The organism is Desulfonatronum zhilinae (assembly GCF_900182865.1).
Classification (GTDB): Bacteria; Desulfobacterota; Desulfovibrionia; order Desulfovibrionales; family Desulfonatronaceae; genus Desulfonatronum; species Desulfonatronum lacustre.
Genome location: NZ_FXUJ01000021.1, coordinates 1 through 21,534, shown reverse-complemented (window position 1 = coordinate 21,534; position 21,534 = coordinate 1). Strand labels below are relative to the sequence as shown.

Here is a 21,534-nt window from a genome sequence, read left to right as displayed (position 1 = left end):
ATGTCCTCCCAACTTCGCCGACAAACCATCCTAGTCACCGGGGGCACGGGCCTTCTCGGCAGCCATATTATCGCGCGCCTGCTGGCCGACGGGCACAACGTGCTGGCCCTGGCCCGCGGTCGAGGCGAACTGAGCGCCGCGCAGCGGATGGTGCGGCGGCTGGACTGGTTCGGCCTTCCCCATGACCAGCGCGACCGGCTGGAGGTCCTGGAGGGGCGACTGGAGCGGCCCGGTCTCGGACTGGATGCGCGGAGTGCGCAATATGTGCGCTCAGAAGTGGACGAAACCATCCATTGCGCTTCGGACACATCCTTTTCCGCCGACAAGCGCGAACAGGTGGTACGTGCCAATGTTCAAGGGCTGGAACATCTGCTGGACCTGCTCCAGGGGAGCCGCTGCCGCACAGTGCAATTGATCAGCACGGCCTATGTGGCCGGAAAGCGTACTGGCTCATGCCCGGAAGCCTTCGGGCCGGTCGAATCGTTCCACAATGTCTATGAGGAAACCAAGTATCGGGCGGAGCGGACAGCCGCAAAGCGATGCGCCCGCAACGGAATCGTGCTGACGGTGCATCGTCCCTCCATTGTCTACGGAGACGCGGTCACCGGCAGGACCTTTCTGTTCAACGCCCTGTATTATCCGGTGCGCACCCTGCATTTTTTTCAGAAAGTGTACGCCAAAGACATATTGTCAGCGGACGGGGCCAAGGCCCGGGCCATGGGGGTTTGCCTGGAGAAGAGCGGTGAGCTGCGCCTGCCCCTGCGCATCGCCGGTTCGGACGAACGCGGGGTGAACCTGATCCCGGTGGACCATTTCGTCCGGGCCTTCATGGCCATTCGCGCGGCGGCCCGCCAGGAAGGAGGGGTGTTCCACATCGTGAATCCCCGGACCACCACCATGGCGGAGCTTGTGGATTTCTCCCGGCGGTTCTTCGGCCTGACGGGAATCGAGGTTGCATGCCCGGACGACTTCGACACCAGACCGCGAAACGGTCTGGAACTGCTGTTCGAGAACCACATTCACGCCTACGGCTCTTATATGCACGATGCTCGGATATTTGAACATTCTCGAGCCGCGGCGATTCTGACCAGGCATGACATTTCCTGTCCGGAATTCACCTCCGACATCTTCGCGACCTGCATGCGGTATGCCCTGGAAGTGGACTGGGGCAGAAATCCGGATCCGGTGTCCCGGGGATCGGATGTTGGATCGAGCGCGGGGTGAAACCGCGATCTTCCTGACAAGTCGCGAAAGGAACGTCGGGTGGCTGAAAAGAAAGGAACGTCGGATGGCTGAAAATCGGATGGCTGAAAACGTGTCCTACGGATACAGAAAAGTACGCCCTGCGGAAAAGCGCCGCCTGGTGCTCGGCCATTTCGAGGACATTGCCAAGCGCTACGACCTGGCGGACGCGCTGCTCAGCTTCGGGCTGCATTTTTTCTGGAGGCGACGGGCGATGCGCAGGATGGGGCTGCAAGGCGGCGACAGGGTCCTGGACCTGTGCGGGGGCACCGGCGATTTCGCCGTTGCGGCGGCCAAAGCCGTTGGATCGGCGGGAATGGTGGTGGTCTGCGATATCAGCAGGGCCATGATGGGGGTCGGCCTGCGCAAGGCCGCCCGCGCCGGCGTGTCGGACCGCATCGTATGGATTCAGGGGGATGCGGAGCGGATGGGATTTGCCCGGGACAGTTTCGACGCGGTCATCGTGGGCTACGGCATCCGCAATTTTGTTGTTCTGGAGCAGGGGCTGCGGGAGATGCACCGCGTTCTCGCACCCGGCGGAACGTGTATGGCCATGGAGTTCTCCATTCCCTCGACCCCCTGGGTGCGACGTCTTTATCAGTTCTATTCCTTCCGTATTCTGCCCTGGGCCGGGGCGCTGATCACCGGCACGGCCGCGCCGTTTCACTATCTGTCCGAATCCATCCGGGTCTTTCCCGCTCCGGAGCAGGTCCAGAATCTCATGACGGCCAACGGATTCGCGAACACCTCCTTTGAGCGGCTGAGCAACGGTCTGGCCGTGCTGTACTCAGGGAAGAAGCGCTCTCCAAACATTCCGTCTTCCACTCCCTCGCAACCTCCGTTCAGGAATTTTCCCGTCTCCCCGTGATTTTTCCTCATGCTTAACGTGTGATTCCCCTACAGACAGGGATGCTCAAAATGCCTACTACTCCGATTTCGGAGCCACCCAGAACCCTTAACCCATTGGAGCTACACATGCTTTGGGCTATCTTCGGACTATTTTTGGGCATGTGGTTGTTGGGATTGATATTCGGATACACGGCAGGCGGATTGGTGCATGTTCTTCTTGTCGTCGCCGTCATCGTTATGGTGATCCAGCTTCTCGACCAGGCGGGGGGAGCGAACATACAACCATCCATGAAACGGTAAGGTCAGAATTGCATTGAACCGATCCGGCAATAGACGATCAGGGAGAGTCGACCTGCTTCTGGATCGACTTGGTAATGGATTGAGTTGTATTGAAAAAATCCTTCCAGGGATACTCTTTGAATGCCCGGAGTCGCTCTTCGATGTTGTTGATCCGGTATTTGTCCGGAGCAGTTCGCGGAGATAATTCTTCCCAGGTCATAGGCATGGAAATCGGGGCCCCGTGGTTGGCCCGAGTTGAATATGGAGCAACACTGGTCGCACCCCTCCCGTTTCGTAAGTAGTCGATATAAATTTTCCCTGCCCGCTTTTTTTTGCTGACCGTAGCCACAAAGCGATCCGGATGGATGCGGGTCATCTGCACGGCCACGGCACGGGCGAAGCCTTTGACCACGTCCCAACCGGAGCGCCGTTGCAGGGGAACGACCACATGAAACCCTTTCCCGCCGGATGTCTTCAGAAAGCTCCGAAGGCCAAGGGTGGTCAAGAATTCATGAAGCAAGCGTGTGCCCTTGACCACATCCGCGAGAGCGACTCCTGGAGCCGGATCGAGATCCATGACGATCAGATCCGGGCGATCGATCCGATCTTCCCGAGCATTCCAGGGATGGAATTCGAGCACTCCCAGCTGGACCAGGCTGATCAGCCCTTCAATGTCATCCACCACGATGTATTTTTCAGCACCATTTTTATCCTCAATCTCAATTTCCCGGACAAAGACCGGCAGCGATTCAGTAAAATGTTTCTGATAAAAGCAATCCTGCCCCCTGCCCCTGGGACAGCGCAGCAGGGAGAGGGGGCGGTGCACCACATGAGGCAGCATGTAATCGGATACCAGTTGATAATAGCGGACCAGATCAGCCTTAGTTGTTCCCAGTTCTGGATAATAGATGCGCTGTTCGTTTGTCAGGCGAACATGTTTGATAGCAGGACCGGCTTTTCCCGCCACATTGACCTCAGGTGTTTCCTTGCGGGATGTCGGTTTGGGTTGCTCAGCTTCAGCCGTGTCCATTGATAACTTGGTCGGGATATGGGCCGGGATCTTTACCGGGGTCTTGGTCGAAATCATGGTTTTTCGGCGGACATCCTTTGCGGGCTTGTCCTCGCGAAGCCCCTTAAAGGCCGGGTGGCGTAAAATGTCGTCCTGTGTCCAGCCGGTGAAGGCGACTTCCGCGACCAGTTCGGGATTGATCCAGTGAACTCCGCGAGCATCCGCTCCTTTCGGAGGATTGATGAAAGGCGGCGTTTTGCGTTCCAGGCCGACCATGTTTTTTTTCAATGACGCAAGTTGCTTCCGGCTGAATCCCGTGCCCACCTTGCCGCAATAGCGGAGTTCTTCCTTGTCGTCATAGCTCCCCAGGAGCTTGTCGTCATAGATCCCCAGGAGCAGGGCGCCAAAACCGGTTCGGGAGCCGGAAGGCTCGGTGTAGCCGCCGATAACGAATTCATCGCGGTGTTGACATTTGATCTTGACCCATCCGCGGGTGCGTTTCTGGTGGTAGGTGCTCAGACCGTCTTTGGAGATGATCCCTTCCAGGGCAATTCGGCAGGCATGCTCGTAAACAAGGCCGCCCGAACCTTGGATATGGTCGCTGAATCGGATGACCTCCGACCGGGGATCCATTTTGCCGAGACACTGCGCCAAGTGGTTTTTGCGTTCCAAAAGCGGAGAGCGGGTGAGGTCATATCCATCGCGGTAGAGAAGATCGAAGACGTAATAGAGCAGTGTTCCGGAAGTTGGGCCCTGAAAAGAATTCTGCAAGGCCTGAAAACTTGTTGTGCCATCCGGGCGTTGCATCACGACTTCTCCGTCAATGACCGCGGTTTGCGCTGGAAATCCTGCTAAGGCATAGGCAACAGGTTGCAGCCTGGAGGTCCAATCCTTGCCGTTGCGGCTCATCAGCCGAGCCGAGCCGTTTTTCAGGAAGGCGATGATCCGATACCCGTCGTACTTGATCTCGTGGAGCCACTGGTTGTCCAGCGGGGGAGTTTCGACCAGAGTCGGCAGTTGTGGGTGGATGACCTCCGGCATTGAGGCTTTTTGGGCGCTTTTCAGGCGGAAAGGGGGAGGAGGGAGCGAATCTTCTGGTTGGTCCGCACCCGTGTCGCGATGTAACGCGATCTGCTCCATGGATCTTCCGGTGGATACGCTTCGATCCTGCTCATCGAGCAAACGATCCGCAATATCCTTGTCGGCGTGCGCATCCTTGGATTTTACGAAAAGCCAATTTTGCTTATTGCTCGATTTGTCTCCAGCCATCTTGAATAAAATCCATTTTCCGCGAAGTTTTTCGCCCTGGATTTCAAAATGCATCCGTCCTTTGCGGTAATCTTCCATCGGATCTCCATCCGGAATCCATGTCCCTTTGTCCCAGAGCATGACGGTTCCGCCTCCATACTCTTCCTTGGGGATTGTTCCTTCGAAGTTCCCATACTCGAGAGGATGATCCTCCACATGCACCGCCAGTCTCTTTTGGCCGGGATCAAGGCTCGGACCTTTGGGCAGGGCCCAGCTTTTCAGCACTCCATCGAGTTCGAGCCGCAGGTCGTAATGCAGCCGACTGGCCGCGTGCTTTTGGATGACAAAAAATCGGCTTTCATGAGAAACATCCTCTTTTCCCTCCGGTTCAGGGGATTTCTGGAAATTTCTCTTGCGTTGATATTCTTTGAGCGCCATGTTGTTTGATAGATTTGAATGTTGTCGATGGGTTGATCAATTGGATACTTTTGAAGGTGAATGCGCAGTCTTTTTTTCATGGAAATAAACATTCAACTGCAATTTTTATCCCATCTTACAGCTCAGACGGTTGGTTGGGGTTCATCAAGGCCAAATACCATCATCTAAGGGTTCTGAAATTGAAGAGTTGGGTTCAGAAAGGATCAACAAATGAAGGATGATCAAAGAGCGTCGACCGGACGACGGACCGACTCCGCTGTCCAGCACTGGCCGGAAACCGAAACCTGTCCGCACTGTCTCCAGCCGTACAGCTACGAGACGCAGATCCTGTGCGTTACGTGCAATCAGCCTGTCTGCCCCTTCTGTGTCACGATTCAGACCGTGGGAACAAGGCTCTGCCCGGATTGTCACGGTGGGTGTGAAGAAGAGCAGGAGGGGGACTGACCATGGCCCTGCGTTCGATCTGGAAAGGAGTGATTCGCTTTGGCGGGGTTTCCGTGCCGGTCAAGCTGTTTTCCGCAGTGGAGGATCGCAAGGTCCATTTCCGATTGCTGCACGCGTCGGATCTCACGCCGGTGGAACAGCGCATGGTTGATCCGCGCACTGGGAAGACGATCCCCAAGGAACAAATCCGCCGAGGACTGGAGGTGGAAACCGGTGATATCGTGGTGATCTCGCCGGAAGAACTGGAAGCGCTTGTTCCCGTACCGTCCAGGGATATTGAAATCACCCGGTTCATCGAACACGGGCGGGTCAACTATCAATGGTATGATCGTCCCTATTTTCTCGGACCGGATGGCAAAGGCGAGCAGTACCAGGCTCTGGCCGAGGTCTTGGCGAAAGAGCAACGACAAGGCATCGCCCGGTGGACGATGCGCAAGAAACGGTATGTCGGTTCGCTTCATGAAGAAGACGGCCTGCTCAAGCTGATCACGCTGCGTTTTGCCGACGAAGTGATTGATGCCCGGGCGATTCCCAGACCCGAAGGCCGCCGGTTTGAGCCTCTGGAGTTGCGGATGGCCGAGCAGTTGGTCAATGCCCTGGCCGGAGATTTCGAGCCGACCGAATACCGCGACGAATATCGGCACCGGGTCATGGAGCTTGTGAATACCAAAGCCCTGGGGAATGTCTACCGATTTGAAAAGCCGAAGCAGCGCCGCTCGAAGATAGCTTCGCTGGCCGACACCCTGGAACAGAGTCTGAATCAGATAAGGAAACAACACAGTGGCTGAGCAGCACGACAATGAAATCCGGCGCCGGTCGATCTGGTTTGGAACCGTTTCCTTTGGCCTGGTCAGCATCCCGGTTGCGCTCTTGCCAGCCCGGCGTTCGCAGCAGGTCCGTTTGCGCATGCTCGGACCCGATGGAACCCCATTGGCCCGGAAGTATTATTGCCCCGTGGATAATCGGCTGATTGAACAGGAAGAGATCATCCGCGGGTATGAAGTCGAAGAAGGGAAATTCATCACCGTCACGGATGACGAACTCGAATCGCTTCAACCGCAAAAAAGCCGGGAAATAGATCTGCGTCGTTTTGTGCCCGCGGAACAGATCGATCCCAAGTATTTGGATCGCCCCTATTTTTTGGCACCCTTGGGCGATTCACGAAAAACATACCGCTTGCTGACCGAAATCATGGAAAAATCCGGCAAGGTGGGCATTGCCACTTTTGTGATGCGTTCCCGGGAGTACTTGGTGGCTATCCTGGCGGAGAACGGCCTTCTGATAGCAGAAACCCTGCGTTTTGCCGATGAGATCCGGTCGCCGGAGGCCATCGGCGGCATCATTGCCAAGGAGATTCCCAAGGAACTGGTTGAGCGCATGGCGGAAGAAATCCGGAGCGCGTCCGCCGATGAATTGGATCTGGATGAGTTGAAGGACATCTCCACCGCAAAGCTTGTTGCCTTGGCCGAGCGCAAGCGCCTGGCAGGTCGGGATGTGGTTGTGTCGCCGGAAAGGGATAGGGAACGGGAAACGGAATCGGAAGAGCCTGGCCAAGAGCATGACCAAGAGCCTGGTAAGATCATCGACCTGATGCAGTTTCTGAAACGCAGCGTGGAAATGGAATCAGCACAAGAATCGACCTCGGAAGCACAAGACAGAGACCCTCTCGAAAAGCTCAGCAAGTCCGATCTGTATGGCAGGGCCAAAAAGCTTGAAATATCCGGAAGAAGTTCGATGAACCACCGGGAACTATTGGAGGCGGTTCGCGAGAGTCAACGAAACTCTTGATAATATTCGGTAACAAGAGCGGACTGGATAGCGGCAACGCGCCCGCTTCCCGTCTGCACGAGGACGGCTTCGCGGGGATGACTGATTTGGGGACGGCATTGAATAACAGGTCATTCCCGCGCAGGCCCAGGGCAGATTTGTTCTCGCACTAAGGGCGCTCTGAATCGGTATCGAAATCGAAATCGTGATCGAAATCGATTTCTGGTAACTTTCCGATTTGGATCACGATTTCGATTTCGATGTTGCTGGCCCACCCTGGAGGTTCCCTTTGAACATACTGCCATCTACCGCTCTGAAATAGAGATTTGCAGAGAACAAAATGGCCCTGCGCGCAGGCCAGCCCGAACACAGTTCCCTTGCTCTTACCTCGGTCACCTTTTGAGAACCAGCAGACCCAAACCAACGGCCATTGAAACTCCACCGGCGATTAACAAGAACATGGTGGATTCGGTTAAACGTCCGGTGAGGGTTTCCATAATCTGATCGTCAACCGCTTGGGATGATTGAAAACCGAAAAAAAGCAGTATGGCGCCGAGTACCAGAAGTGCAATGCCGATTATTTGAGTGCTTTTCATTTTTTTCTCCTTTAAAATTTAGGTGATATGATTTTCATGCAAAAAGAGTCCAAAACCAGTGATTCGGATTTGGTTTATCAATTCTATTGTTCTAACTGTCAGCTGTCGGGTGCAGATCACTTTTTTCTCCCGCCTCCTTCCGCACCGGAAGAGTTGAATCATAAACTGTCCAGGCGACAGATTTCTCCGTGCCTGGACAGTTCATGGTTGTCGAAGAGATCAACCTGTTAATTTTATCTTTTGTACACCGGCATTTGACGCAGTTCTTGCTCACTCATGGGAATGTAGACGCGAACGTCATTGTTCGCATCCTTGTGGATGTCGGCTTCATTCACATCGATAGCTATGCTGCGGGCGCCCATGCCCAGAAAACCACCTACGTCCACGATAAGTCTTTCAACTTTACCTTCAGGTGTCATCAATACTTGCTTTACATTGGCCAAACTTTCATTGTTTGAGCCATAGACACTCGCGCCCTGCAGATCGTCCGCGGTGATCAGACCAGATGATACCCGCTGGTATCCTTCTTGAGGTTGCACTTCCGTGGCTCGCTGAGAACGACCTGATTCAGTGACGACTTGACGATCTTTCTGTTGCGTGTCCATGCGACCTTCTTGTCGCATTTCTCTTTGATTGTCCCTGCCTCTTTGGCCCATGGTCCTTTCAGCCTGATATTCAGGAGCATTTTCAAGTTGTTCTTTCGAGGTTTCAGGGAGGACAAGATAGAAATCATCCTGACCTTCTCTTCCCACGACTTCCAAGGCCTTCATATCTACGGCCACTGTGCGACCTCCCATTCCCAGAAAGCCGCCGACATCAATCAATACAGCCTGGACATCGCCATCGCGAGTAACGATGAAATCATCAACGCTACCGATGTTCTCCCATCCTTGAGGTTCTTCAGTGACGGATTTCGGCACATCGCTTTCCCGAGTCACATAGACGTCCTTGCCCATTACTTCGGAGGCATGGGAATATTCCTTATCCTTGTCTTGCTGATAATCGATAAAAACATTTTTATGCTGTTCCGCGAATGCGGGACTCAAGCTCAACAATCCGATAATAATGCTGACGATAAGTGTTTTCATGATCCTTTTCCTTTGAGATTATATGTTAAAGTAAGAGATACTTAGCGACCTTGCTGAGTCGCGTTTTCACCAGTTGAGTCCTGATCCATTCCATTTGTAGTCCCTTGTCCCTTGTGGGGGTCGAAACCTGAGACCGGGAAACCCTCACCATTCTCCTTGGGATGAGTGCGATCTGAAGATTTTTCAGCCTTTTCATCCTCATCTCTTTCACTCTGGGTTTGCTGCGTGCGGGGTGTTCTGTCGGTCTCACCACTCGACTGTCGACGTTGTTGCTGATTGTCATCTCCCCACTGGTCCTGGTCCCTCTGCCACTGTTGCCGACCGTCGCGATCCTGATCCCTCTGCCACTGCTGCCGACCATCGCGATCCTGGTCTCTTTGCCACTGCTGCCGACCGTCGCGATCCTGGTCTCTCTGCCACTGCTGCCGACCGTCGCGATCCTGGTCTCTCTGCCACTGCTGCCGACCATCGCGATCCTGGTCTCTTTGCCACTGCTGCCGACCGTCGCGATCCTGGTCTCTCTGCCACTGTTGCCGACCGTCGCGATCCTGGTCTCTCTGCCACTGCTGCCGACCATCGCGATCCTGGTCTCTCTGCCACTGTTGCCGACCGTCGCGATCCTGGTCCCTCTGCCACTGTTGCCGACCATTGCGATCCTGTTCCCTCTGCCACTGTTGCCGACCATTGCGATCCTGTTCCCTCTGCCACTGCTGCCGACCATTGCGATCCTGGTCTCTCTGCCACTGCTGACTGTCGCGATCATAGTCTCCCTGCCACCGTTGTTGACCTCGCATGAATTGATTTTGCTCTTGATCCTGGTGCCATTGCTGACCTCGGCCCTGATTGTTCCCAACCTGCGCGAATGCGGGACTCAAACTCAGTAGTCCGATAATAATGCTTGCCAATAAAGTTTTCATGGTCGTTCTCCTTTATTATAGTTGACCTAAGTGACCCAGATCTCCCTGTCGATTGATTTCACGTCTTGTTGAACCTCCGATTTAGATATTCGCCTTATGCCTTATATTTGGTTGTCTCACACACCACAGGCTACGTAACCGGAGGATAATCTTTTGAGCATCCGTGTCTGTAGGGAAATCGCATGTTTTGTGTCAGGAGAAATCACAGGCAACGGGAATAATTCCTGAAGTGTCCTGAAAAACTGGACAGCCTGTTATGTGGAGCCACGATACGAGAGGGACCATGAAGAGGCTGAAGAGGACAAGATATCCACGGAGTTAAGGCTAAGGTGGCTTTGGGGGCATTGGCTGGTGTCATCAGCGGTATGATGGTTGCAAAAGTCTTGGCTTGCCGATCGTGAAGCGCATACCCTTCGTGTGAATCGATTGGCGGCATTTGCTTCAGGATGCTAATGCCAATCTAAAACAAATTGGACTCAGATGCGTCGTTTGTTGGAAGTTACGAAAAAAAAAGATCGATTGCTGACCGAATTTTTTCTTGCAAAGTTGGAAATATTATTAAGAATAATGACCCAATTCCATGATGTGAGGCCGTTCAATCCACAAAATCCGGAATTTGGCTTTCAAAGGCAACCAGCCGAACTTGGAGATCGAAGAGAGTCCTTCGTGGGGATGGAGACACGGAATCAAACTGGTTGACCCGCAAATTGTCTCATGCATGGACTCAAGAGCTGGATTCCGGCAACGAGACAGGGCTCGGAAATAGCCACGCTTGAACGCTGCGCTGCCGGACACATTTGATCAGCAGGAGGAGTTCGTCATGATGCGCTACGCCTTTCCGGTGATAATCCTTTCTATTATTTTGAATCTAAATGCATTATCTGCGGTTGCCGGAGATTCTGCCGAGGATGCAGTCAATCCTCTTTTAGAGATGATTTACATTGATGAACAGAAGCTGGAATTGCAGAAAGCCCAAGAGGAGATTCTGGTCTTGAAGGCGATTCTGGAAGCCTATCATAAAGCGAACACCCACTATCTGCGGTTATCCGCCTACACGGCCAGAAAGGAAGAGTGCAACGACGATATCGAGAACACGGCGATCATGCAGCGCCCCAAAACCGGATGGACCGTGGCCGTATCCCGAGACCTGCGAGGGTGGCTGGGCAAGAGAGTCTATGTTGAAGGGTTCGGCATCAGAATGGTCAGCGACCTGATGAACCACAGGTATTCAAAATCCATAGACATCCTTGTTTCTGACGTCAGTGAAGCCATGGAAATCGGGGTCCGGGAGAATGTCTTCGTCACACTCATCGAGCCGCTGGCCCAAAGCGAAAAAGGCATTAGCCAAGAATGCCTGCATTTCACATCCCACGTCGAACCTTGAACCAATCAGTGGTTACCTGAGTGTTGAAAAAGTCCTTTGTCGGCAGTTCGTTCAAATACCCCAAGTGCAAGGAGCAAGAAAAATGAAAGGTCAAAGCGTATTTATTGATACGTGAGAGTTTGAACTTATTGCAGCGACGCAGCAATTGGGAGTTTTTCAACGGACTGTTACATTGATAATCGGGCAATAAGGATGCAGCTGAGACCAGCAACTTCGAACCGGGAAAACGTGATCCGCAGCCGTCGGCCGCGCCGCCAGAGGCGGGGCCGAATGCGTCGTCGCCGACCGGGCGACCCGATGGCAGGCGCCAGAGGCAGATTGCGGCTTTTCCGGCAGGCCACGCTGCTTGCGGTGGCCATCACCAGTCTTCTCCTTCTGTTGATCGCTCCGTGGGAAGCCGGTCTCGCCGTTGATGTCGGAGAACAATCTCCGGCATCGGAAGCCATCTCCACGATCCCTGCCGAACCAAATCAAGATTTGCTTTCGGAGCGGGTGGACCAAAAACCGGAGCCCATTGAACCCATTGGTCAAGCCGCGGCCGAAGAGGCGGCTCGGACCCTGGAAACGCTCTGGTATGGACTTTACGGTAATCTGCCCAAGTTTCTGGTGGTCCTGGGTGTTGTCGCCGTGGCCTGGATTCTGGTCCGGCTCGTCCGCCCCCTCCTGCGCAGGACCCTCAAGCGTTGGGAAAAGGCCAATGCCGTTGTCGCGCTCTTCGGCATCGTCATCTGGATACTCGCTACGGGGATATCCCTGAGTGTTCTGGCCGGAGACATCCGGGCCCTGGTCGGTTCTCTCGGCCTGATCGGTCTGGCTCTTTCCTGGGCGCTGCAGACGCCCATCGAAAGCTTCAGCGGCTGGCTGCTCAACTCGTTCAAGGGCTATTACCGCGTTGGGGACCGGGTGGCGGTCGGGGAGGTGTTCGGCGACGTCTACCAGATCGATTATCTTGCGACCACGGTCTGGGAGATCGGGTCTCCGGGCCGAGGAGGATTCGTCCAGGCCGAACAGCCCACCGGACGACTGATTACCTTTCCCAACAACGAGGTGCTGGCCGGGACCGTGGTCAACCTGACCCGCGATTTTCCCTACGTCTGGGACGAGCTGACCGTGCCCCTGGCCAACGAATCGGACCTCGGCCTCGGAATGCGCGTTTTGACCGATGTTGCCCGGGAACTGCTGGGACCCCACATGTCCAGGCCCGCCCACCGCTATGCCGAGATCCTGGAAAGAGCCGGCCTGGAGGTCGGCGTGGCCGAAGAGCCGCAGGTCTTCGTTTCCATGAATGAATCCTGGACGGACCTGACCATCCGCTATCTGGTCAATGCCCGTGAACGCCGCAAATGGAAGAGCGAGCTGACCGTGCGGGTCATGGACGAACTGAAGAAAGAAAAATTCGCCGGCCGCCTGATCAACGTCTACCCACGCAGACAGATCCAGTTCATCGGACCGGAAGGTCTGGCGGTAAAACCTACCTAGATATCCCCAGTATTAACTGAGTGTTGAAAAAGTCCTTATCCGGCAGTCCGTTCAAAAACCCCAAGTGAGAGGAGCAAAAAAAGTTCAAGGTCGAAGCGTATTTATTCATACGTGAGAGTTTGAACTTTTTGCAGCGACGCAGCAATTGGGAGTTTTTCAACGGACTGCTAAGCGTTTCACACGCTCCTCTTGCCACTTCCATCGCAACCTCCGCTCGGGAATTATTCCCGGCTTCCGTGATTTCTCCTCATACAAAATATGCGATTCCCCTACAGACAGGGATGCCCAAAAAGGTATCCTCCGGTTTCAGAGCCAAATTCAGTGGTGTTGATAGGATAACCAAAAAAAGGAGAATGCATCGCAAGATAATCAATTGTTTGGCTGTGGCGGTTGTCGTGCTCTCACTAGCGTTTTGAGCAACATCAGTTTTGCCTCTGAAAACGGACGATCGAACCATGTCATCCGTAAAAGAGCAACATTTAATACGAGGTGAACCATGAGTGTATTTGAGTATGATCAGAGTAAAGCTGGCAATGCCGGAGAAACCAGGGGAATGTCACATAATTCAGGCAGGTCGCACGGCTTTGAAAACGTCAAAAATAGTATTGCTGATCAGTTGGAAACCATTGCTGAAATGTTGGATGAAAAGAGCACGGGGCAGGACGCACAATCCGGCACTGCACAGTATGGAAAGCAGGCATCAAAGTTTTTGGAAAAGTCAGCCGGATACGTTCGGGAATTCGACTATGAACATGCGGAAGCCAGAGTCAGAGAATGTATCAAGCAGCACCCTGGACGGAGTCTTCTAGTAGCTGGAGCCGTTGGTTTGATTATTGGAGCTGTTTTGCGGCGCAGGTAAGAAAGGTGGGGGTACTCTATGAGCACAAGAGAGGAAAACAAGAACCCTGCCACGCATCGTGAATCGTTCACGGAGCTTTTGGAACAGCTTGCCGGCAATTTGGCCGCGGTGGTTCACGACGAAATCGAACTGGTGGTCCAGGGAGTACGTGAACAGGTGTCGGCCGTATGCGGTGGAGTCTTCACCGTCGTCGCTGGAGCATTCATCATTTTTGCCGCACTTTTGTCTTTTTGTGCCGCGCTGATCATCGTACTCACTTCGTATATGGCCCCGGTGATGGCAGTGCTTGTTACCGGAGCAGCCCTCGCGCTCTTGGGAGGCATCATTGCCTTGATCGGCTACAAGCAATTGAAGAAAGCGATCCTGAAAACATAGAAAGGTGGCGCCGAACCGCAAAGGAGGGCAAGGTATGGATGAAAAAGAATATCACGGCAGCACAGGAATACTGAATGGCGAACGGAGTTCCGAAGAAATACGCCGGAATATTGCGAGAGAAAAGGAGAACATCTCCCAGACCGTCGAACAGATCGGCGAGCGGATCAAAGAGAAAATGGATTGGCGCGAATATGTAAATGACGCCCCATACCTGTCTTTGGGAGTAGCCGCCGGCATCGGCTATCTGGCCTCGAGCGTCTTCACGAAACGAGCTTCGCCCCTGGAGCAAATCATGGGTCCCCTTGTCGAGGAAGCGTGTGAGTCGTTTGGTGGCCTGAGGCCGGAAGCCGCCAGGCCCGGTCTTATCAAATTGACGCTGATAGGTATTGTCGCGAGGGCCGCAGCCGGATGGCTGAATGATGCAACCATGACGGAAGAGGCAAGCGATGCAGGTCCTGATGCTCACAAAGGACGGGACTCAACCGCAAGTCCACGAGCGGATCGTGACGTAATCAAAACGAACAGTTAACACTTTAACAGTTAGGAGGGTGATATGGATACCGAAAAGAAGACGTACGAGACCCCAAAAAAGCAGGAATTTGGAAATCCAGGCAGCTATAGCGCTGCCGATCAGACTCTCATGGACCGCGGCGCCGAGGCTCTGGGGACCGCGGAGAAGGTAGCAGGTGATGTTTACGATAAAACGAGTCAGAAGGTCAGCGAAACGTATGAGCAGGCCAAGAGCTATGGCAGCGATAATCCAGGGAAGACAGTGCTTATTGCATTGGGGATAGGGGTCGGATTGGGATTTCTGTTGGGCGCCAGTACGCGACATTCACGTGGCGGCAGCCAGTACGCTGAACCCGTGGTTCATGCCCTTTCAGACATGGCTTTAAGGTTTTTCCGGTAAAATTGGTAACTACTCAACTGTGTTCCGGCTTGTCTCGATCTTTCGGCCTCACAACTCCATCGTCGGCTTCGTAACGTCGAAGCATTGCCCAAATCAACAACAGTGGGCACTTCAGGCACCCGGCAATGGTTCCATGGACGAATCCTGGCTCAGTCAGACAGGCGATGCCGAATAATCGAGACAAGCCGGAACACTCCATATTTTGTCATTAAAATGTGCCGAGTAGTTATGTTTTGTTTGGGGAAACATACTCAAAAGTTATGGGTACTGAAAGAGAAGGAGGAGTCCTGTGAGTAAATATAATTTGCAAAAAAATGAACGAGGCAAGATAGGATGGATTCTGCTATGGGCCTTGGGAATTCCAATCCCAATCTTGTTGGTTTTTTTCGTATTGCGTGGATGCACCTGATCCGATCGACTTTTCCAAATGCAGAGTATTTTGGCAATGATAACATTAACGCGAAATGAAAGCATATATAATGGGGCCAAATTATGACCAATGTGAAGAATGAAACAGCGTCGTCGCATGTCCTGCAGTCCTTGCCGTATCAGGATAATGCTCTGGATCCGGTAATCTCCGCAAATACCATCAGTTTTCACTACGGAAAACATCACAAGGGATATGTCGACAAACTGAACGAACTTGTATCAGGAACGCAATTCGCGGACATGTCGCTTGAAGAAATCATCGTCGCGACATCCGGCAAGCCAAACAAGACGACGACGGCAATCTTTAACAATGCAGCGCAAACTTGGAACCACACGTTTTACTGGAGCAGTCTGAAGCCGAAGGGCGGCGGTGAGCCTCCCGCGGAGTTGAAGCAAAAGATCGAGGCTGCATTCGGGACCCTGGATGCATGCAAGAAGGAGTTGGCAGACGCTGCAACGGCCCAGTTCGGCAGCGGCTGGGTGTGGCTCGTGTTGGACGGCACCACGCTCAAGGTGGTCAAGACCGGCAACGCGGATGTGCCCCTGACCAACGGGATGAAGCCGCTGTTGACCATCGACGTGTGGGAACACGCCTACTACCTGGATTATCAGAACCGCCGCGCCGATTATGTCAAAGCCGTGCTGGACAAACTGCTCAACTGGGAATTTGCCCTGCAAAACATCGGCTGATGCTGGGGACGCGAAGAACCAGGTTGCTGCATCGGACGGGCGGGAAGCGGTTCACGCCCGTCCGCCAGCAACTGCGGAAAGTGTGACCCTGACTCAGTGGATCAACATGAAAAACAGGACCCCCTTATGGCACTCATCTTTGAAAGCATTCAAACCGACGGCATTGCCCAGGTTTCATATCTGCTCGGTGATGATGCCGAGGGAACAGCCGCGGTGTTCGATCCTCGTCCGGATGTTGACTGCTACCTGCAACTGGCCCGCGAGAAACAAGTCTCGATCACACATATTTTTGAAACGCACATCCATGTCGATTTCGTCAGTGGTGCGCGTGAGCTTTGTACGCGTGCCGAGTCAGCGAAAATATACCTCAGTCACGAAGGAGGCGCGCGCTACGGATTCGAACATGAGGGAGTCGCGGATGGAGATGTCTTCGAGCTTGGTTCCGCCCTGATTACCGCTCGGCACACCCCCGGCCACTCGCCGGAGCACATGGCGTATCTTCTCTCGGAAAAGGATCATCCGGAAGCCCCCTGGGGGGTGCTCACCGGGGACTCGCTCTTTGTCAGTTCCGCCGGGCGTCCCGATCTCCTCGGCAGGAGTCGGGAAAAAGAGCTGGCCGAACAATTGTTCCATACGCTGCATGATTTTTACCTGAAGCTCGATGATGGCGTCATTATCTACCCGACGCACGCTCAAGGGTCGCCATGCGGCGAGGACATCGGCGACCGGCTCCGCAGCACGATTGGCTATGAACGGCGCTTCAATGCGTTCCTCCAATTCGACAATGCCGAAAGCTTCATCAAGCACGCGCTCGCCGGCGCGTCGCCCATCCCAACCTATTACCCGTTGATGAAGACACTGAACACCAAGGGGCCCATGGTGCTCGGCAATCTGCCCCCAGTGCGCGGGCTTCCTCCCAAATTTTTTCAGGAAGCCGCCCAGGACCACAACAACGTTCTCATCGACACCCGCATGATGCTGGCCTTTGGTGGAGGGCACATCAAGGGAGCGCTCAGCATCGGTGGTTTGCCCATACTCTCCATCTGGGCCGGCTGGTTGCTGGATCCCGGCCAGCCCATCCTTCTCGTTTTGGAGTCCGACGATACGCTCGAAGCAATCGTCCGATATTTTGTCCGGACGGGCTATACCAAGTTCGCCGGCTACCTCGTCGGCGGCATGAAGGCATGGAACAACGCCGGCCTGCCGCTGGAATCGGTCGGGCAAAAGACCGTGCATGAAGTCCAAGCCGCGGGGAAAGAACTCCAGATTCTCGACGTCAGGGCGCCCGCGGAATGGAAAGACGGCCATATCCCAAATGCCCGCCATGTATTTCTGGGTGAATTGCGCGAACACCTCGGCGCGTTGGACAAGGACAAGCCGACGGCCGTCTATTGCGACAGCGGCTACCGTGCGAGCATCGCCACGAGCATCTTGCAGCAGCACGGGTTCGGCAACGTCTGCAACATTCCCGGAAGCTGGCAGGCATGGAAGAATGCGGGATTTCCGGTCGAAAGAGAGAGCGAGAAAAAGTAATACGAATTTTCTTTCAATTTAAGATAAATAGCCAATGCAATACCCAGGGTCGAAATCGGAATCGCAATCGCAATCGAGTCGAAAAACAAATAAATCATAAAACTATTGCCATAGCGATTTCAATTGCGATTTCGATTCGATTTCGACCCTGACAACAATGGAGCAACCTTGCGCACGAACATGCCTTCTCCCGTCCCAATGATTTCCAGGCCTGCCGCGTTATTGATCGGCAGTCTTGTTCTCCTATGTGCCGCGACCGATGCGGGGGCAGGCGTGGATGCGCTTGATTATCCGGGACCGGCCTGGTCCCCCTATCTTGTCGGCGCGGGCATTGGAGTGCTTTCCTGGCTGACATTTTACTTTTCCGACAAGCCCATCGGGGCCTCCTCATTCTACGCGCAGCTCGCGGGCTTTCTCGGCAAACGCATCGCGCCCCGCCGCACGGCCTCGCTCACCTATTTCAAGGACAAGCCGCCGAAAGTGGGTTGGGGATTCGTCTTCGTGGTCGCAACCATCGTGGGTGGCGCGATTGCCGCCCTGACGGGCGGCGAGTTCGCCAATGAATGGCTGCCGCCCATCTGGGAGGCACGCTTCGGCGACAATGTCGCGGTGCGCGCGGCCGTCGCCTTTCCCGGCGGCATGCTGATGGCATTTGGGGCACGGCTGGCCGGAGGTTGCACCAGCGGCCACGGCATCAGCGGAACCCTTCAGCTCAACGTGGCATCCTGGATTGCCGTGATTTGCATTTTCCTTGGCGGCGTCGCCGTGGCCCTGCCGCTCTACAATCTGTGAGGAACCATGGTTGGCACTATGAAATCGTCCACGACAAGCCGCACGTCACGTGAAGCCGCGACTTCCAGGTTGATTGCCGGTGCGGTGTTTGGTCTGGTGTTTGGCTTCCTCCTGCAGAAAGGAGGCGTTGGGAAATACAACGTGCTCATCGGCCAATTGCTTCTTCAGGACTGGACCGTCGTGAAGATAATGCTCACCGCAATTATCGTCGGCATGATCGGCGTGTCCACGTTGCACCACTTCGACAAAGTGAACCTGCACGTCAAGCCGACACGCATCGGCGCGAACATCATCGGAGGGCTCCTTTTCGGCGCGGGATTTGCGCTGGTGGGATATTGTCCAGGAACTGCCGCTGCCGCGCTGGGACAGGGAAGCTGGGACGCGCTTTTCGGGATGGCCGGACTTATTGCGGGCTCATGGATGTTTGCCGAACTTTCTGGGTGGACAAAACGAACGGTTGAGACCTGGGGCGACTTCGGCAAACTGCGGCTCCCCGACCTGCTGAGCGTGCCGCGCGGCGTGTTTGTCGTCTGCTTTGCAGGCGTTCTCATCCTTTTTCTTGTGGTGGTACAGCAATTCACCACCCGGTGACGACAAATAGTGTTTGTCGCGAACTCCGTCGTTTGTCCGGGAAGGCAATGCAATGACTGGGAACCGAAATAAAATGCTTTGGGTTGTCGGAGTCACTGTGCTGGCCACCAGCCTGGTGCTGGTCGTGTTGCAGAACTTCAAGACACCCGAGAAGGTGCTGGAGCGCAAAGTCGAGCATCGCTACGCTGTCTCCGATCCGCAGTTTCGGCGCGAGATGTCCGTCCTGCTGGGCCCGGCGATTGTGCGCGGCAATCAGGTGACCGCGCTGCAAAACGGCAACGAGATTTTTCCGGCGATGCTGCTGGCCATTCGCTCGGCCCAGACCTCGATCACGTTCGAGACCTTCATTTACTGGTCAGGAGAAATTGGTGATGCCTTCTCGCAGGCGCTTTCCGAGCGGGCCAGCGCCGGCGTGCCGGTGAGCGTCATTCTCGACTGGGTTGGCAGCACCAAGATGGAGCAGTCGCTGCTGGATTCCATGCAGGCTGCTGGGGTGCAGTTGCATCGATATCGGCCGCTGAACTGGTACAACCTGGGCCGGATGAACAACCGCACCCATCGCAAGCTGCTGGTGGTCGATGGACGTATCGGGTTCACCGGAGGGGTCGGCATCGCGGATCAGTGGACTGGCGACGGTGGCGATCCCAACCACTGGCGGGAGAGTCACTTCCTGATCGAAGGCCCCGCAGTGGCGCAGTTGCAAGCGGCCTTCAACGACAACTGGATCAAGACCACTGGTCAGGTGCTGAATGGCCCGAGCTACTTTCCTGCCCTGCAGGAGAAGGGCGAGATGGACGCACACGTGTTTATTGCCTCCCCGGCCAGCGGGAGCGAGAGCATGCACCTGATGTATCTGCTTGCCATCGCGGCGGCCGAGGCGACTATCGACTTGGCGGCGTCCTACTTTGTGCCCGACCGGCTGTTGATCAAGGCCTTGGTTGCTGCCCGCGGTCGCGGCGTTCGCGTTCGCATCCTGCTGCCTGGGCCGCATATGGATGCGCTGACGGTCAAGATCGCTTCCAAGGCCGATTGGGGCGAGCTGCTGCAAGCAGGCGCCGAAATCTACGTCTATCAACCGACCATGCTGCACACCAAGCTGCTGGTCATTGATGCCGAGTTTGTTTCGGTGGGTTCAACCAATTTCGACATTCGTTCGATCCGGCTCAACGACGAAGCGAGTCTGAATATCTACAACAGCGACTTCGCTACCCGGATGACGGCGGTGTTCGAGGCCGATCTGCTGGAGGCTGAGCCGTTTTCCCTTGCGCGTTGGGAGCGCCGTCCGCTGCGCCAAAAAATCGCCGAAAAGATTCTCCTGCCAATCAAATCGCAGCTTTGATCGCGCTGAAACCAGGCAATCGACAAATCGACAAATCGACAACCCCTGAGCAGGAAAAAGAGGCAAAATAATGGGCACGATTCTGACGAAAGACGGTACGCAGATCTATTACAAGGACTGGGGGACAGGGCAGGCCATCGTCTTCAGTCATGGCTGGCCGCTGAACGCGGATGCCTGGGAAGACCAGATGCTGTTCCTGGCTTCCAACGGCTATCGCTGCATTGCCCATGACCGCCGCGGTCATGGCCGATCAGGCCAGTCCTGGGATGGCAACGACATGGATACGTATGCCGACGACTTGGCAACACTCGTTGCCGCGCTCGACCTGACAAATAGTATTCATGTCGGCCACTCCACGGGCGGCGGCGAAGTTGCCCGCTACATCGGCCGCCATGGCACGAAACGTGTCGCCAAGGCTGTGCTGATCGGCGCAGTGACCCCGCTGATGCTGAAGACGGCCGCAAACCCCGGCGGTCTGCCGATGGAGGCGTTCGACAAGATCCGTGCCGGCGTACTCGCCGACCGCTCGCAGTTTTTCAAGGACCTGACCACGCCGTTCTATGGCGCCGACAAGGAGGGTGCCAAGGTCTCGCAAGGTCTGCGGGACGCATTCTGGCTCCAGGGGATGCAGGCCGGTTTCAAAGCTGTGGTCGATTGCATCAAGGCATTTTCCGAGACGGACTTCACGGATGATCTGAACAAGTTCGACGTACCGACACTGATCATGCATGGCGACGAGGACCAGATCGTACCGATCGATGCATCTGCCCTGCTCTCGGCCAAGATCATCAAGGGCGCAACGCTGAAGATCTATCCTGGAGCGCCACACGGCATGTGCTCCACCAACAAGGACCAGATCAACGCAGATCTTCTCGCATTCTTTAAAGCATAGTCAGCGGACTAATGCGGACATACCATCCGGAGATCGTCTTCTGGATGTCATGCCCCTGAACGATTCGGCATAGGCCGCAAGTTTTGGCATCATGGAGATTCAACCACGACAAGGAGAAACGAGGATGAAAGCACTGAGTCTCATGAAGTTCTGGATGCCCATTACGGTGTTGAGCATGCTGTTCATGGCCGCTTCGAACGGCCCGGCGGATGCGGCGGAGCATGAACATGAACATCAAGTGGGCAGCGAGTTGGAATTTCTCGTGGAAATGATCCCTCACCATCAGGAGGCCGTGGACAGCGCCAAGCAGATCCTGGCCGTGACCGAACGCCAGGAACTGCGCGACTTTGCCAAGGAGGTGATGGACGATCAGACCGGGGAAAT

The 21,534-nt window shown here is 54.9% G+C and carries 23 protein-coding genes; 20 read left to right on the top strand and 3 right to left on the bottom strand.

Translation table 11 applies throughout. From position 1 onward, the window contains the following. The 3 genes from AC559A_RS14995 to AC559A_RS14985 all read left to right on the top strand — a co-directional run bounded on the left by AC559A_RS14995 (nucleotide 1) and on the right by AC559A_RS14985 (nucleotide 2,391). Entirely contained in the window at nucleotides 1-1,224 is a 1,224-nt protein-coding gene (locus AC559A_RS14995) for an SDR family oxidoreductase (protein ID WP_028571727.1), read from the top strand. Between the two features lie 64 nt (nucleotides 1,225-1,288). Beyond that, nucleotides 1,289-2,110 carry a class I SAM-dependent methyltransferase gene (locus AC559A_RS14990; RefSeq protein WP_498818523.1) on the top strand — a complete coding sequence of 274 codons (822 nt, stop codon included), beginning with the start codon at nucleotides 1,289-1,291 and terminating at the stop codon, nucleotides 2,108-2,110. A 107-nt stretch (nucleotides 2,111-2,217) separates the two neighbouring features. After that, nucleotides 2,218-2,391: a lmo0937 family membrane protein gene (locus AC559A_RS14985; RefSeq protein ID WP_498818522.1), complete on the top strand. Its 174-nt coding sequence runs from the start codon at nucleotides 2,218-2,220 to the stop codon at nucleotides 2,389-2,391. A gap of 37 nt (nucleotides 2,392-2,428) precedes the next feature. On the opposite strand, the gene ligD is transcribed toward AC559A_RS14985, so the two are convergent. Then, the gene (ligD, locus tag AC559A_RS14980) at nucleotides 2,429-5,065 is read right to left on the bottom strand and encodes a DNA ligase D (RefSeq protein WP_498818520.1); all 2,637 of its coding nucleotides are present in this window, start codon (nucleotides 5,063-5,065) and stop codon (nucleotides 2,429-2,431) included. Between the two features lie 210 nt (nucleotides 5,066-5,275). On the opposite strand from ligD, the gene AC559A_RS14975 reads away from it, so the two are divergent. The 3 genes from AC559A_RS14975 to ku (AC559A_RS14965) are packed head-to-tail and all read left to right on the top strand — an operon-like array spanning nucleotide 5,276 to nucleotide 7,297. Beyond that, a complete protein-coding gene (locus AC559A_RS14975; protein ID WP_498818519.1) occupies nucleotides 5,276-5,509 on the top strand; it encodes a hypothetical protein in 234 nt (77 codons plus the stop codon). A gap of 2 nt (nucleotides 5,510-5,511) precedes the next feature. Next, nucleotides 5,512-6,297 carry a non-homologous end joining protein Ku gene (gene ku, locus AC559A_RS14970; RefSeq protein ID WP_498818518.1) on the top strand — a complete coding sequence of 262 codons (786 nt, stop codon included), beginning with the start codon at nucleotides 5,512-5,514 and terminating at the stop codon, nucleotides 6,295-6,297. After that, the gene (gene ku, locus AC559A_RS14965) at nucleotides 6,290-7,297 is read left to right on the top strand and encodes a non-homologous end joining protein Ku (protein WP_498818517.1); all 1,008 of its coding nucleotides are present in this window, start codon (nucleotides 6,290-6,292) and stop codon (nucleotides 7,295-7,297) included. Before ku (AC559A_RS14970) ends, ku (AC559A_RS14965) begins: the two co-directional genes overlap by 8 nt. A 371-nt stretch (nucleotides 7,298-7,668) precedes the next feature. Here ku (AC559A_RS14965) and AC559A_RS14960 read toward each other — a convergent pair whose 3' ends face one another. Both AC559A_RS14960 and AC559A_RS14955 read right to left on the bottom strand, forming a co-directional pair. Continuing rightward, a complete protein-coding gene (locus AC559A_RS14960) occupies nucleotides 7,669-7,872 on the bottom strand; it encodes a DUF3185 family protein (protein ID WP_028571723.1) in 204 nt (67 codons plus the stop codon). A gap of 233 nt (nucleotides 7,873-8,105) precedes the next feature. Next, entirely contained in the window at nucleotides 8,106-8,960 is an 855-nt protein-coding gene (locus AC559A_RS14955) for a PRC-barrel domain-containing protein (RefSeq protein ID WP_498818516.1), read from the bottom strand. 266 nt (nucleotides 8,961-9,226) lie between these two features. Between AC559A_RS14955 and AC559A_RS14950 the strand changes: the two genes are divergently transcribed. From AC559A_RS14950 to AC559A_RS14885, 14 genes are all read left to right on the top strand, one after another. Continuing rightward, entirely contained in the window at nucleotides 9,227-9,844 is a 618-nt protein-coding gene (locus AC559A_RS14950) for a hypothetical protein (RefSeq protein WP_498818515.1), read from the top strand. An 805-nt stretch (nucleotides 9,845-10,649) separates the two neighbouring features. Next, nucleotides 10,650-11,261: a 3D domain-containing protein gene (locus AC559A_RS14945; protein WP_498818514.1), complete on the top strand. Its 612-nt coding sequence runs from the start codon at nucleotides 10,650-10,652 to the stop codon at nucleotides 11,259-11,261. Nucleotides 11,262-11,558: 297 nt separating this feature from the next. After that, complete coding sequence (locus tag AC559A_RS14940) at nucleotides 11,559-12,740, top strand: mechanosensitive ion channel family protein (protein ID WP_498818513.1); 1,182 nt, start codon at nucleotides 11,559-11,561, stop codon at nucleotides 12,738-12,740. 496 nt (nucleotides 12,741-13,236) lie between these two features. Beyond that, nucleotides 13,237-13,599, top strand: a complete 363-nt coding sequence (locus AC559A_RS14935) for a DUF883 C-terminal domain-containing protein (protein ID WP_211239032.1) — start codon at nucleotides 13,237-13,239, stop codon at nucleotides 13,597-13,599. A gap of 18 nt (nucleotides 13,600-13,617) precedes the next feature. Further along, nucleotides 13,618-13,974, top strand: coding sequence for a phage holin family protein (locus tag AC559A_RS14930; RefSeq protein ID WP_498818512.1), 357 nt, complete (start codon nucleotides 13,618-13,620; stop codon nucleotides 13,972-13,974). Nucleotides 13,975-14,008: 34 nt separating this feature from the next. Next, a complete protein-coding gene (locus AC559A_RS14925; RefSeq protein WP_028571720.1) occupies nucleotides 14,009-14,503 on the top strand; it encodes a hypothetical protein in 495 nt (164 codons plus the stop codon). A 24-nt stretch (nucleotides 14,504-14,527) separates the two neighbouring features. Next, entirely contained in the window at nucleotides 14,528-14,884 is a 357-nt protein-coding gene (locus AC559A_RS14920) for a hypothetical protein (protein ID WP_035261424.1), read from the top strand. Between the two features lie 492 nt (nucleotides 14,885-15,376). Continuing rightward, nucleotides 15,377-16,003, top strand: a complete 627-nt coding sequence (locus AC559A_RS14915) for a superoxide dismutase (RefSeq protein ID WP_035261421.1) — start codon at nucleotides 15,377-15,379, stop codon at nucleotides 16,001-16,003. A 126-nt stretch (nucleotides 16,004-16,129) separates the two neighbouring features. Then, nucleotides 16,130-17,536 (top strand): MBL fold metallo-hydrolase, encoded by a 1,407-nt coding sequence (locus AC559A_RS14910; protein WP_028571718.1) that lies wholly within the window; start codon nucleotides 16,130-16,132, stop codon nucleotides 17,534-17,536. A 168-nt stretch (nucleotides 17,537-17,704) separates the two neighbouring features. Beyond that, nucleotides 17,705-18,328 (top strand): YeeE/YedE thiosulfate transporter family protein, encoded by a 624-nt coding sequence (locus AC559A_RS14905; RefSeq protein WP_498818511.1) that lies wholly within the window; start codon nucleotides 17,705-17,707, stop codon nucleotides 18,326-18,328. Nucleotides 18,329-18,346: 18 nt separating this feature from the next. Continuing rightward, nucleotides 18,347-18,919: a DUF6691 family protein gene (locus tag AC559A_RS14900; protein WP_498818510.1), complete on the top strand. Its 573-nt coding sequence runs from the start codon at nucleotides 18,347-18,349 to the stop codon at nucleotides 18,917-18,919. 97 nt (nucleotides 18,920-19,016) lie between these two features. Then, on the top strand, nucleotides 19,017-20,258 hold the full coding sequence (locus AC559A_RS14895; protein ID WP_498818509.1) for a phospholipase D-like domain-containing protein: 1,242 nt from the start codon (nucleotides 19,017-19,019) through the stop codon (nucleotides 20,256-20,258). 70 nt (nucleotides 20,259-20,328) lie between these two features. After that, a complete protein-coding gene (locus tag AC559A_RS14890; RefSeq protein ID WP_498818508.1) occupies nucleotides 20,329-21,150 on the top strand; it encodes an alpha/beta fold hydrolase in 822 nt (273 codons plus the stop codon). A gap of 124 nt (nucleotides 21,151-21,274) precedes the next feature. Beyond that, a partial coding sequence (locus tag AC559A_RS14885; protein WP_498818507.1) for a DUF305 domain-containing protein occupies nucleotides 21,275-21,534 on the top strand: 260 nt, incomplete at its 3' end.

What these genes read in the sequence shown, in the direction of transcription:
- AC559A_RS14995 (WP_028571727.1), top strand. Translation starts at nt 1, where the DNA reads ATGTCCTCCCAACTTCGCCGACAAACCATCCTAGTCACCGGGGGCACG.
- AC559A_RS14990 (WP_498818523.1), top strand. Translation starts at nt 1,289, where the DNA reads ATGGCTGAAAATCGGATGGCTGAAAACGTGTCCTACGGATACAGAAAA.
- AC559A_RS14985 (WP_498818522.1), top strand. Translation starts at nt 2,218, where the DNA reads ATGCTTTGGGCTATCTTCGGACTATTTTTGGGCATGTGGTTGTTGGGA.
- ligD (WP_498818520.1), bottom strand. Translation starts at nt 5,065, where the DNA reads ATGGCGCTCAAAGAATATCAACGCAAGAGAAATTTCCAGAAATCCCCT.
- AC559A_RS14975 (WP_498818519.1), top strand. Translation starts at nt 5,276, where the DNA reads ATGAAGGATGATCAAAGAGCGTCGACCGGACGACGGACCGACTCCGCT.
- ku (WP_498818518.1), top strand. Translation starts at nt 5,512, where the DNA reads ATGGCCCTGCGTTCGATCTGGAAAGGAGTGATTCGCTTTGGCGGGGTT.
- AC559A_RS14960 (WP_028571723.1), bottom strand. Translation starts at nt 7,872, where the DNA reads ATGAAAAGCACTCAAATAATCGGCATTGCACTTCTGGTACTCGGCGCC.
- AC559A_RS14955 (WP_498818516.1), bottom strand. Translation starts at nt 8,960, where the DNA reads ATGAAAACACTTATCGTCAGCATTATTATCGGATTGTTGAGCTTGAGT.
- AC559A_RS14940 (WP_498818513.1), top strand. Translation starts at nt 11,559, where the DNA reads ATGGCAGGCGCCAGAGGCAGATTGCGGCTTTTCCGGCAGGCCACGCTG.
- AC559A_RS14935 (WP_211239032.1), top strand. Translation starts at nt 13,237, where the DNA reads ATGAGTGTATTTGAGTATGATCAGAGTAAAGCTGGCAATGCCGGAGAA.
- AC559A_RS14930 (WP_498818512.1), top strand. Translation starts at nt 13,618, where the DNA reads ATGAGCACAAGAGAGGAAAACAAGAACCCTGCCACGCATCGTGAATCG.
- AC559A_RS14925 (WP_028571720.1), top strand. Translation starts at nt 14,009, where the DNA reads ATGGATGAAAAAGAATATCACGGCAGCACAGGAATACTGAATGGCGAA.
- AC559A_RS14920 (WP_035261424.1), top strand. Translation starts at nt 14,528, where the DNA reads ATGGATACCGAAAAGAAGACGTACGAGACCCCAAAAAAGCAGGAATTT.
- AC559A_RS14915 (WP_035261421.1), top strand. Translation starts at nt 15,377, where the DNA reads ATGACCAATGTGAAGAATGAAACAGCGTCGTCGCATGTCCTGCAGTCC.
- AC559A_RS14910 (WP_028571718.1), top strand. Translation starts at nt 16,130, where the DNA reads ATGGCACTCATCTTTGAAAGCATTCAAACCGACGGCATTGCCCAGGTT.
- AC559A_RS14900 (WP_498818510.1), top strand. Translation starts at nt 18,347, where the DNA reads ATGAAATCGTCCACGACAAGCCGCACGTCACGTGAAGCCGCGACTTCC.
- AC559A_RS14890 (WP_498818508.1), top strand. Translation starts at nt 20,329, where the DNA reads ATGGGCACGATTCTGACGAAAGACGGTACGCAGATCTATTACAAGGAC.